The sequence below is a fragment of the Vibrio aquaticus genome (assembly GCF_003970385.1).
Classification (GTDB): Bacteria; Pseudomonadota; Gammaproteobacteria; order Enterobacterales; family Vibrionaceae; genus Vibrio; species Vibrio aquaticus.
The window spans coordinates 532,617-543,743 of sequence record NZ_RXZH01000002.1; the positions used below are offsets into that span (position 1 = coordinate 532,617).

Consider the following 11,127-nt stretch of genomic DNA (forward strand, 5'->3'; position numbering starts at 1 on the left):
TTCTGTATATTAATGGTATGCTGCACTGATTGTAAGGTTGGTGCGGTGAGCTACTATGCAGAATATTCAAAAAGAGAAGGGGTTTACGCTGATAGAGATGATCATTGTCATCGTTCTCTTAGCGGTACTCGCGATCTTTGCTGCGCCAAGGTTCTTAAACTTTGCTAGTGATTCAAGGACCGCAGCATTTGAAACCACCTTCGGAAACATGACCAGTGCGGTACAAATCTATCGCGGAGCATGCCTTGCTCGCGGTGGGGACGTGGTTGACGAAAAAGGGGGCCGCCCTGATGGCTATACTCAGGGTACCGATGTTGAAGGAATTGGCTCTAACTTTACGGGTTCATGCTTCCCTGTCAGTAATACGAAAGACACCAACAGTTATATAAAGCGTGATATTAATAATCCGCAAGCCTGTGTTGAACTAGTCGAAACACTGACAGCCACTGATTACTTTTCTAAATCGAGCTTAGACTATCCACCTAGAAATACACTCGGTGGATCAAACAAGCAAACAGTCAGCGCATCAAATCTTCAACAAGCGATCGATGAAGGCTATAACGTGTTTATCCATCAACGTTTTAATGTTGGCGTATCTTATTGTCATTACTACCAATTGGATGGCGACCTTCATAATGCTTCTTACTACTTATATAACGCAATGGAAGGTGAAATCTCTGAAGGTCGACAAGACATCAGTAATGGTTTCACTTGGACCGATCAATTAGCGCTTTACTAATTTGTTAGCTAAGCCTAACTTCCTGTATTTCCAATAAATAGCAGAGTCTATTTTCTCTTCAAAGATAGTTTGTTTATTGACCATGTGATAGAGTGTTTACGTCACTTCTAGAGTAGAACTCATCCATGTATAACAGCGCCGATCAAGTTACCGTCACGGTTTCTGAAGAGAGAATTCAAATGTTGGATTCGCTTCTTGAGACCATTGATACTGACATGGCCGTTTCTATGTCATTTGTCCGTCGCGCGCAAGGCATGTCCTTCCGAGAGCTAGAACAGAAAGTCTCTGGCTTAAATGGCTCTACTCTTAAACGCTACATGCAGCAAAGTTATCCTTCAGTTCGTCCAATTCACATGGTGGCAGCGATGTCGTGGGTAATGATGGTACCGATGACGAGCTTCTATTATGCGGTGAAAATGCGAGAGTATTACCGCGGAATGGACGATAAAGCGATTGAGGCGCTTTACTGCATTGGGCGACTGCCGACAGAACAGTTTGAGCTCTACTTAGATATGGTGAAAAACCTGATGGAGCCTGACGCTAGGTTGAAGTTTCAAGCCTACCGAGAAGAGCTTAATTCTCAGGTCGATCCTGCCATTTGTTATGATGAACTACTCCCACCTCCCGTGCTTGATATTAATGCTTTCGCCATTGATTACTATCGCTCAGTTGCGATTACGGTGAAACGCTTTAGGCAAGAACATAACATCCCAATTGAGCTTATCGCGCGAGTGTTAGGCCTCTCTGACTATCAATACATTCAGCTTGAAGATGTTTCAAAAACCCGTGACTTTTCAGTCGCCATTGGCTTTAGGGTTAAGCTAGGTTTTGAGCTGAGCTCTCACGTTAACTTTACCAGTGAGATGAAGTTGTTTCCTCAATTTCATCAATTGCGACAAGTACAGCACATTCGTGATTTACTCATTGTTGAAGCGCTACGTCCGCTAAACCCTGAATGCAAGAAACGTGCAGTAGAGATACTGACTACATTATCAAAGATTTACATAAAAAACGTGATATAGATGTGGCAAGTGAAAATAACCAACTCAAATTGCACATGAACTTGAGTTGATTATATCAGCCTAAAAAATAAAAATAGTGATGATTTATTTAGGCAAGGGCTGCCAAAGTATTCTGCAGTAGTTGTTTAGCCTCGGCTTGGGCTAACATCGCAGAAGCAACTTTTTCGGGGTGCTGCAAATGGACAAGGTGATCCGCGTTTTTGATCACGACCAGATGCCCATTCTTTAATTGTTTGGCAAATCTTTCCGCGGTTTCTCTGGTTACATACGGGTCAAACTCACCAACGCATATCGTACAAGGTATAGAGATGTTTTGGATGTTGCTTGGAGTGTGTACCAGTAATCGCACTGAGTTTTCAAAGAATACGTCTATGCGTTCCTGAGGCATGGCAGTAATATTTCGTACTGTTGCTCGGATAATGGCTTTGTTCTTTGGTATTGCGTCATTTTGAACGGTCAGAGACTCCGTAAATGATTTTGCAAAACGGCTTGGGTTATCCATTGCAGCTGCAATCATTTGCTTGGTCGCTAAACGTCCAGAAGAGGGAATGCCAGGTACTCCGCCACAAATAGACATTGACTGCACATTTGGCCACATATCGCAAAGTTCAACAGCAACAGCGGTGGCATAAGAAAAACCAATAATGTGTGCAGAGTTCACGCCTAAATAGTCAATAAAATCGTGCAACATCTTTGCTTGATCACGAATACTTGTGGTTGATTCGAGATTCTCGGTGTGTCCAGTACCCGGAACTTCGATGGTGATACAGTTAAATTTAGTCGCAAAATGTGACGAAAAAGAATGTACGCTTTCGATGTCCTGCAGAGCTCCGAGTAAAAAAATGACATATTGATCTGAATCTTCACAGTGGTGGTATGAGTAGCGGTAGTGGTTGCCATTTAAGATTGTTTTAATGATTTCCATTTGAGTTGTCCTCTGGTTGTTATAGAGAACCTATTCATGATGGAAATTTAACAGTATGGCTAGGTTAAAAATGAAAAATCACACTCTAGAACAACATTTAGCAGAGGCAGATCAGCCAGTTAAGGATTTTATGGCCGATCTACTCGAAGCATTGGGCAAGAAAGTGTCTGATGAGCAAGAGCCAAGATTGGCCCTGAGATATTTTGGTGCTCAACTTGAAATTAAACTCGTTTCATTTGATGGACATTGATACCAGAATGAACTGAATACAAAAAAGTCAGCGATTAACGCTGACTTTTTGCTATTTAGTCGTCTCACCGATGTCGGTGCTTTCAACCTGTTCTTGTTCGCTTGCTTCTGAAACTTCTGACGCTTTCTCTTGTTCTTCGGCTTCTAATTTTGCTCGCTCCGCTTTTGAGATATAGCGAGGCTTGTTGCTGTTGTGAAGCTTAGCATTTTTCTTTTTTAGCTTTGCTTTCAGAATACTGTTGATCTTTTTCTTACGGTTCATGGTATTGCTCGATGCTAGATTTGCCGCAGATCCTATCAAGATTCCCCTTACAAAGCACGAATAACCGCTCACAAGCCGCAGCAAAAAAAACGCCAATATAAAAAACGATGTACAATATAATTTTATTTGGTATGATATTCGGTGACTTGAATCTTATAGAGAGAGTGTTATGAAGAAATTAGCTCTAATTGCTGTTATGTGCTCGGTATCATTTGGTGCGTCGGCAAGTGCTGATGTTGTTATCCCAAAAGAGCGTGTTGTGTGCCAAACAGAAGCAGCGATGAAGACATTCTTAGCTCGTAAGAAAGCCAGTAACAAAGTGGCAAAGCTACCGGGTGAGTGTCGCAAGATTGATCGCAAGCGTCGTGGTGAAATAAAGCAGCGTCACAAAGGCTTTTTTGAAGTGAAAACGACCATTGGTGATACGGTTTACGTAGATAAAGACGCAGTGCGTTTTAACTAATCGAATTACCGTATCCAAAGAATTTATTACTCCGGCTTAGTGCCGGAGTTTTTGTTTTACGTTGATCAGGCGTTCGTCTCTAAATCAGAGAGTAAACTGCAACCCGACAGTAAATGCCGTTTCTGATTTGTTTCTCTTGGCATATTCCAAGCCAGCGGTAAAACCAAACACAGAACCAAACTGGAAAACGTTGTTCAATCGATAGGTGTCTTTTGCTACATCAAGGAAAGCATGCTGATAAGACGCATCAATCAACCAATGTTTCGCGATTTGGGCTCTTGCGCCGCCTTTACAGTACAGGGCGTTTTCTGAGTAGGAAGACGAGTAATCGCTGTCTGCTCGATAATTGATCACTCCGCAAGAGAGCGGGAGGGCGACAAGTGGTGAGACAGGTACATTAAAACCACCACCCACTTGCCAAGTATCAATTTCAGAGCTGAATCGAGTGACAAAGCTTGCGTTACCTTCTAAGAATAGCGCTTCGGTCATGCTCAAGCCGAGATCGACATATAAGCCGCCATAGGTCTTATCAACATCATTACTGTACTGACCGTTCAAGTAAGGTTCGGTAGCACCGGCATCTAGGTTGGCATGTTTGTAGCCAAATCCAATGTGAGACATTTCATAGACGATATTGCTATCGGCGATGGCTTGTACTGACGCTAATGAGAGAAGAGGGAGTAAAAAAAGGGGTTTCTTGAACATAGCGAACTTCTTATATCGATTGGAAACAAAGCAACTTTAAACGCATAGATGAGCTGAATCGATCGAAGTTTTGTAAGCCTGCGTAAGGGTAGGAGTATACTCCAAATACAACAAAGCCCAGCATTTCTGCTGGGCTTTGCGTTTGTTCACAAGGAACTAAATTTGGTGGGTCCGGGCGAACTCGAATCGCCGACCCCTACCATGTCAAGGTAGTACTCTAACCAACTGAGCTACGGACCCAAATTTAATGTTCGGCATGTTTTGGTTTTAACACGACTTTAAGGAGTGGTGGGTCCGGGCGAACTCGAATCGCCGACCCCTACCATGTCAAGGTAGTACTCTAACCAACTGAGCTACGGACCCATTCCTTAAGAACGAGAAGGATGTTACCCACTGTTTCGGTTCGGTGCAAGAGCAAATTACCTGATTTGAACTCGTTTGCTTTAGAACTAATCGAATTGGTGTTGTTTTACGCGTATCTTATTTAAAAATGTGCGTTAAATCACTTACCTAGCTTAGGCTAGCTCGGTGATAGTCTCATTACTTTTATCAAACTCTTCGACAGGAAGTGGGCGGCTGATGAGGTATCCTTGACCTAACTTACAACCCAGTTGATTAAGTAGAGCAAGCTGATGCTCGGTTTCGATCCCTTCCGCAACACTGTTCATTCCCATGCTTTCTGCAATCGACAAAATCGCTTCAATCAGAGAAGTATTCTCGTTCTCTGGTGAGAGACAGAAAATAAAGGAACGGTCGATTTTTACACCATCAAATTGGTATTCTTGAAGGTAGCTGAGTGATGAATACCCGGTACCAAAATCATCCAGCCACACCTTTAGCCCGAGATTACGCAGATCGCTGAGTACGGTTTTGATTTTCGCACTGTCTGACAGCAGGAGGGTTTCAGTCACTTCAACATGCAGAGATGAACCGGGTAGCTCATAAGTGGCCAGTACCTCTTTAAACAGCTGCGACAAGTTCTGCCTGTGCAGTTGCCTTGGCGACAGGTTTAACGCGATATAGAAGTGTTGTCCGTACTCCTGACGCCAGATAGACGCTTGCTTAGCTGCAAGGTGAATAAGGTGCTCTCCGAGCGTTAAAATAAGGTCGGTTGATTCAGCCACCGGAATAAACTTGTCTGGGCCGATATAGCCTTGAGTAGGGTGGTTCCAACGAACTAAGGCTTCAGCCCCATTAATACTACGGGATTTAATGTCGAACTTAGGTTGATACCAAAGCTCAAATTGAGACAGGTCATCCATTGCCTTGCGTAGCTCTTGCTCTATGTAAAGGCGCTCTTCTACCGCTTTGTCCATCTCGCGAGTATAAATACTGTAAGCGTTTTTCCCTTTCTGCTTTTGCTCAAACATAGCCAGCTCTGCGTTACGGCAAAGGGTGTCTGCATCGGTGCCAAAATCAGGGTAGCAGGCAATGCCGAGACTGGCATTGCAGCTGAGCTTAAAGCGTTGTAGATCAAGAGGCTCAATGATCGCTTTAAGCACAGTATCTGCAATTGCTGTAATTCGTATATCGCGGGTGTAAGGCACCATCAGGATAAATTCATCACCGCCAACTCTAGAGAGAAGAACTTTATCTTTATGAGGCGCGAGTAACGGTTCGTCGAGCAATCTGTTAAGGCGTGCGCACACCTGTTTGATGACGTCATCTCCAACATGGTGGCCATAGTTGTCATTTACAAATTTGAAATCGTCTAAGTCGATGAAGAGCAGAGCGAGTAACTGGTCTTGGTTTTGGGCGATATGGTCATCTACAAGCTGAATAAACCTAAATCGGTTAGGTAATCCCGTTAATTGATCGTGGAATGCCATATGCTGAATATGATCGTTGTGCTTTGAAACGGAGTGCTGCATCTCGTTAAACGCATCGACCAAACTATCGAGCTCTTGATAAGGCGCAGATTGTTCGATGGGCTCAAAGCGTCCGTCTCGTGTTTGCTTAAGCTGCTTAATGATTTGAGTAATTGGGTTCGCAAATGAGCTCGCGACACTGTAGGCCATCGCAATACCACAGATCAAACCAACACCAGAAAACAATAGCTGCCATCGGTTCATTCGCTCGCTATCGAGTTGCCCAAGTGTACTTAGCTGTTGCGCGCTGTTATTGACCTCATTGATTAGGCTGTGCTTGTTTAGCTCTAAATAAACCACACCAATAAAATTATCTTGCTCCGCAATTGGGGCGGCCACCAACAGAAGATTATCTTCGTGACGTTTTATTGTCCCACCAGTTGTGAGCACTTGTTCGATCAGTTCTGGCTTTTTATGTGGAAGGCCAAAGCTCACAATATCGGGCGTACCATCGTGGAAGATCAAACCCTCTTGATCGATGATCTGTATGACCTCGACATTAGGTTGGCTGAGGTTGGTCTGCAATAGATGCAGTGTTTCAGAGACGTTGTAGTGATAAAGCGGGTTAAAGGCTTGTTGACTGAGAATGTGAGAGAGCGCGATGGCTTGCTGCTCAACCTTTTTCTGTAAAGAAGCTTCAACACTCTTAGTAATCTTATCGTAAATCTGTTCTGACTGGCTTTTATAGGCAGCGCTGTAGAGCACAAAGTTTAGGGCACAAACGAGGGTTACAACGCAAACGGTTGCAAAAATCAAATGCCCTTTAAATCCCTTTTTTTTCATTGGTTACTGAGTCGTATCGAGTATATGGATAAGTGTCTGCGCATCGTAGAGCTGCTTTTCTGTTTGACTATCAAACGCAGTAAACTTCTTCGTCTTTTGGTATTGGTTTAGTAGGCCGAGTCCATGAACATTGGTATCGAGTTCAAGCAAAGTACGCTTGAGGTCTGCAGCTACAGTAGGATCTAGGCTGTGAGAGATACTGATGATTGAACGAGGGTAATCTTGTGTCTGCGCAAAAGTGTACAGTTTTTGCTTTAGAGCGATGGGCGTGTCTTTCGGGTTATCCCAGTTCGAAGAGCTATACGCGATAGCATCTACCATGCCTCTGGCTACCCACAAGGTCATGTTGACTTCGTTGGTTTCGCGTAGCAGATCATCAAAAAAAACATAACCAACTTTATCTGCATCGGGCTTTTCTTGAAGTGAGGTGAGGTGCTGCACTTTAAGTCCTTGCTCAATCAAGCTCACCATCGGTAGAAAGTACCCGCTGGTGGAACCTCGGTCTTCAAATCCAACAACTTTACCTTGAAGATCCGATAGGTTCTTATATCCGTTATCTTTATTGGTGACAAAGATAGAGCTGTATGAGCTTTGGCCTTTTTTCCAACGAACAAGAGCTGGTTCGATGGGAGACTTCTCTTTGATAATCAGTGTAGGGTAAATCGTTGAGCTGATGAGATCGACGTCACCTAACTGAATGGCGGATATCAGCTCATCAATCGATGTGTACACTTTGATCTGGGCGTCGGTATAGCCATGATGAGACAATTGCTCTGCAACATAAGAAAACAGTGGGTAGCTATCTTTAATGCGTTTTTTCGGTTTTGAGGAGAGAACGCCATAGTTCAAGTGCTTCTCTTCGTTGGTACTTGCATAACTATTGTGTGAAATAGTAAATATACCGCATGCAAGTATTAAGGCTTTTCCGGCCAAGCGCATAGTGTTCGTTGCTCAAGTGTATGACTAATCGTACATTATTAGCATGCTGTATTGTTAATTGAAAGTGTTTTGAAGATTTTTGTTACTGGGAATTTGAAGGCTTTTAGAAAATACGGATGGGTTCGCATAATTATAGATAATCCCCCGTTAAAGCTCCGTATCTTGCAAAGTAAACAAGTCTCGGAGCTTATAGTTGGTGGGCTTTTTTACGTGAAGGCTATCGGCCTCGGCCATCAAACATGACGATAATGGTCTTAGAAATAATCGACATATCCATTGTTAGCCATGACTTCATTGAACAGAGAGATAGGGCATAGCTGTGGTCATAGCCGACTTTTCTGCGCACATCATCAATACAGGTATCATAGCCTTGATTCACCTGAGCCAAACCTGTGATGCCCGGCATGACACCGTAGGTTCGGTCAGCAAAGTAAGGAATGGCATTCTCAAGTTTACTGTAAAAGCTTGGTCGTTCAGGGCGAGGACCAATCAGTGACATATCGCCAAGAACGACATTGATCAGTTGTGGGATCTCATCGAGACGGGTCTTGCGTAAAAAGCGTCCAACGGGTGTGATTCTTGGGTCATTCTCTGTTGCCCAAACAGCACCGGTACGTTGCTCTGCATCTTGGTACATGGTTCGAAACTTAATGATTTCGAAAAACACCATTTTCTCCGGTGTAGACTTACCCACGCGCAGTTGTTTGTAGAAAATAGGGCCAGGAGAAGTGACCTTAATGGCAATGGCAATGAAGGGAATCATTGGCATCAGTACAAGTAGGCCAGCAAGCGCGCCACATAGATCAAATAGACGTTTGGCTAACCAGATTGAGGTGTGATTTGCTACATTGTTCATGGTAACTCCTTATTGGTCCACTCGAGACCATTTTCCTGATTCAAATCCGAATAAATAACGTAATCCACCGACAAAATTGGCGTAGTGACCTACGACGATATACAAGACCAATTTGCACAGCTTGTGGCTAAAAATGTATGGGATAAAGTAACTCAGCAGTGCAAGCGAATAGAGTGCAATTTGTGCTAACAGTGCTGCTTGAAACAGAGGGTATTCAATGAGGTAAATGGAACTAAGCAAGCAGTACACCAGTAAATAAGGGGTGACGAGGCGTAATCCTTTTCCTGAAATGAAGGCAAAAGCGACTCCACGGTGTCTAGGAAGAAACATATCGGAGAGTCGAATTGCTTGCTGCATATTACCCGCAGAGATACGTAAGCGGCGATTGAAATCTTGTACTTGGTTAGAGGGTTCAAGCTCAAGTGCCACCATTTGAGGTTCATATATTGCACTAAAACCTTGGCGTACAATCATCATTGGAATGATAAAGTCATCGTTGATGGTATTTTGTTCCATCTCTTCAAAAAGGTGGGTTCTAAACAGGTAAAACGCACCGTGAGCACCAAGCGTAGAGCCTAAGCTTGATTCATCCATTTTGACTTTGCTCTGGTACTGCCAGTAACGGTTTTCGCCCTCATTTTGACTAGCAAACAACTGATAATGGCCATTCACTACGCCAACATGGCGATCATTAAAGTGTTTGTTGGCAATCCACAAGGCATCAACAGAAATCAGGGCAGAGACATCACTGAGCGCAACAATATCCGAATCAATCTGCTTCATTTGCTGGTTAATGAGCGACACTTTACCGACGTTGTTGTCAAAAGCACGAATTTCGATATGTGCATCACAGCAGATCGCTTCTTGGATGGTTTGCTCGGCAATGTGTACGGTTCTATCTGTGCACCCATCACATGCAATCACTATTTTAAGCTTGTCTTTTGGGTAGTCTAAAGAAGCAACGTTGCGTATTTTATCTGCAATCCATTGTTCTTCATTATAAGCAGGGATCAGAATAGTCATGCTACGACAGGTGCGGTCTGCTTTCGCTTTTCTATAGCCTCTGACTTTAAGTTTCAGCTGCTTGATAGGGTGGCTTTTAGAGTACCAAGACAGAAGGATCGGGTAGCCGACGTGGTGATAGACCACCAGCGCACTGCTTAGCGCAAACAGCGCCATTAAGATTGCATCAATCATGCGCATTTCTCCTCTGTTAGCGCTTCGTATGCCAGAACCATATTACGGATATCGTTGTTCTTGACGATGAACTCGCGTGGTGACTCTTGGTACGCTGAACTTAACGCTTTGCGCAGTGCCTTACTGAGCAGTTTTGGGTTTTCTGCAGGGGCGAGCTGGCCGGTTTTAGGGCATAGCGTTTCTTTGGTTGCACCCACGTCTGTTGCTACTGTCGCGATACCACAAGATTGCGCTTCTAAAGTAGAAAGCGGGAAACCTTCACTGCGTGAGGGTAGGCAAAATAGATCGAGAGATTGGTAGAACTTGGGCATGTCATTGACCAGTCCAAGAAAGGTCACTCTATGGTTGAGTCCAAGCTGCCTGGCTTGTTGCTGAAGCGCTTCTCGTTGGCTACCATCACCCGCAATGACCAGTTGAATGTTGTTAGGTAAGAAGCAGAGTGCATTGATCAGAATATCGTGACCTTTAACCTGTTCAAGTCGACCAGCTGTACCAATAAATTTTGGGGAGGTGGCTAAGCCTAGAGATTGACGAGCAAGTATTTGAGACCCAGGCTTGAAGCTTGCGCTATCTATGCCATTTTTGATTACCGTAACGGATTGATGGGTAAAGTACTGTTTGATTTGGTCCCGCACTAGGCTGGCATCGGCAACGAGTCTTGGTTTACCCAGTTTCAAAGCGAGATCTTGTAAGAAACGATGTTTTGGGTTGGATAAGTGCCAAGCATCGTGTTCAGTGTGAATTCGATGTTTTACATTGGCGAGCCTGGCTGCAATTGAACCGTATAAAATGGGGCCAATATGGTGGGTATGAACCACATTGGGTTTAAGCATGACGAACAGCTGATAGAGCTTCGATAGGGTATTGAGGCTGTAACCTGATGGTTTGTTGAGAAAGATAAGCTGCTTTTCAACTTGTGCCAATCGCGGCCATTGTTTGATAGCGGCTTCCTTGTTTCCTTCTAAGCTGACAATCATCACTTGATTGGTTGGGCTTGAGAACTGCAGCATATTCAGTGCTAACGCTTCGAGTCCACCCGGAGACAAGTGCTGTACAACGTGAATGGTTGTCGTTCCTTGCATCATATTGCTCCTCTCAATCACTCAATTAGGTATATGT

General features: G+C 43.9%; 12 protein-coding genes and 2 tRNA genes. 4 read left to right on the forward strand and 10 right to left on the reverse strand.

Annotated elements, in window-relative coordinates; all coding sequences use genetic code 11:
* Positions 1–55: 55 nt before the first annotated feature.
* Both EJ063_RS21320 and EJ063_RS08320 read left to right on the forward strand, forming a co-directional pair.
* Positions 56–739, forward strand: a complete 684-nt coding sequence (locus EJ063_RS21320; RefSeq protein ID WP_126573810.1) for a type II secretion system protein — start codon at positions 56–58, stop codon at positions 737–739.
* A gap of 125 nt (positions 740–864) precedes the next feature.
* Positions 865–1,761, forward strand: a complete 897-nt coding sequence (locus EJ063_RS08320; RefSeq protein WP_126573811.1) for a hypothetical protein — start codon at positions 865–867, stop codon at positions 1,759–1,761.
* Between the two features lie 88 nt (positions 1,762–1,849).
* On the opposite strand, the gene EJ063_RS08325 is transcribed toward EJ063_RS08320, so the two are convergent.
* Entirely contained in the window at positions 1,850–2,686 is an 837-nt protein-coding gene (locus EJ063_RS08325) for an alpha/beta fold hydrolase (protein ID WP_126573812.1), read from the reverse strand.
* 70 nt (positions 2,687–2,756) lie between these two features.
* On the opposite strand from EJ063_RS08325, the gene EJ063_RS08330 reads away from it, so the two are divergent.
* A complete protein-coding gene (locus EJ063_RS08330; protein ID WP_126573960.1) occupies positions 2,757–2,936 on the forward strand; it encodes a hypothetical protein in 180 nt (59 codons plus the stop codon).
* 51 nt (positions 2,937–2,987) lie between these two features.
* On the opposite strand, the gene EJ063_RS08335 is transcribed toward EJ063_RS08330, so the two are convergent.
* Entirely contained in the window at positions 2,988–3,197 is a 210-nt protein-coding gene (locus EJ063_RS08335) for a DUF2986 domain-containing protein (protein WP_126573813.1), read from the reverse strand.
* A gap of 169 nt (positions 3,198–3,366) precedes the next feature.
* Between EJ063_RS08335 and EJ063_RS08340 the strand changes: the two genes are divergently transcribed.
* Entirely contained in the window at positions 3,367–3,660 is a 294-nt protein-coding gene (locus EJ063_RS08340) for a hypothetical protein (protein ID WP_126573814.1), read from the forward strand.
* An 84-nt stretch (positions 3,661–3,744) separates the two neighbouring features.
* On the opposite strand, the gene EJ063_RS08345 is transcribed toward EJ063_RS08340, so the two are convergent.
* From EJ063_RS08345 to EJ063_RS08380, 8 genes are all read right to left on the reverse strand, one after another.
* Positions 3,745–4,365, reverse strand: coding sequence for an outer membrane beta-barrel protein (locus EJ063_RS08345; protein ID WP_126573815.1), 621 nt, complete (start codon positions 4,363–4,365; stop codon positions 3,745–3,747).
* Positions 4,366–4,528: 163 nt separating this feature from the next.
* Positions 4,529–4,605: transfer RNA gene (locus tag EJ063_RS08350), tRNA-Val, on the reverse strand.
* A 46-nt stretch (positions 4,606–4,651) separates the two neighbouring features.
* A tRNA-Val gene (locus EJ063_RS08355) sits at positions 4,652–4,728 on the reverse strand.
* Between the two features lie 152 nt (positions 4,729–4,880).
* Positions 4,881–7,016 carry a bifunctional diguanylate cyclase/phosphodiesterase gene (locus EJ063_RS08360; protein WP_126573816.1) on the reverse strand — a complete coding sequence of 712 codons (2,136 nt, stop codon included), beginning with the start codon at positions 7,014–7,016 and terminating at the stop codon, positions 4,881–4,883.
* A 3-nt stretch (positions 7,017–7,019) separates the two neighbouring features.
* Positions 7,020–7,865 carry a phosphate/phosphite/phosphonate ABC transporter substrate-binding protein gene (locus EJ063_RS08365; protein ID WP_244225166.1) on the reverse strand — a complete coding sequence of 282 codons (846 nt, stop codon included), beginning with the start codon at positions 7,863–7,865 and terminating at the stop codon, positions 7,020–7,022.
* A 307-nt stretch (positions 7,866–8,172) separates the two neighbouring features.
* Positions 8,173–8,811: a sugar transferase gene (locus EJ063_RS08370; RefSeq protein WP_126573818.1), complete on the reverse strand. Its 639-nt coding sequence runs from the start codon at positions 8,809–8,811 to the stop codon at positions 8,173–8,175.
* A 9-nt stretch (positions 8,812–8,820) separates the two neighbouring features.
* On the reverse strand, positions 8,821–10,008 hold the full coding sequence (locus tag EJ063_RS08375) for a glycosyltransferase family 2 protein (protein ID WP_126573819.1): 1,188 nt from the start codon (positions 10,006–10,008) through the stop codon (positions 8,821–8,823).
* The gene (locus tag EJ063_RS08380) at positions 10,005–11,093 is read right to left on the reverse strand and encodes a glycosyltransferase (RefSeq protein WP_126573820.1); all 1,089 of its coding nucleotides are present in this window, start codon (positions 11,091–11,093) and stop codon (positions 10,005–10,007) included. Before EJ063_RS08380 ends, EJ063_RS08375 begins: the two co-directional genes overlap by 4 nt.
* Positions 11,094–11,127: the final 34 nt, after the last annotated feature.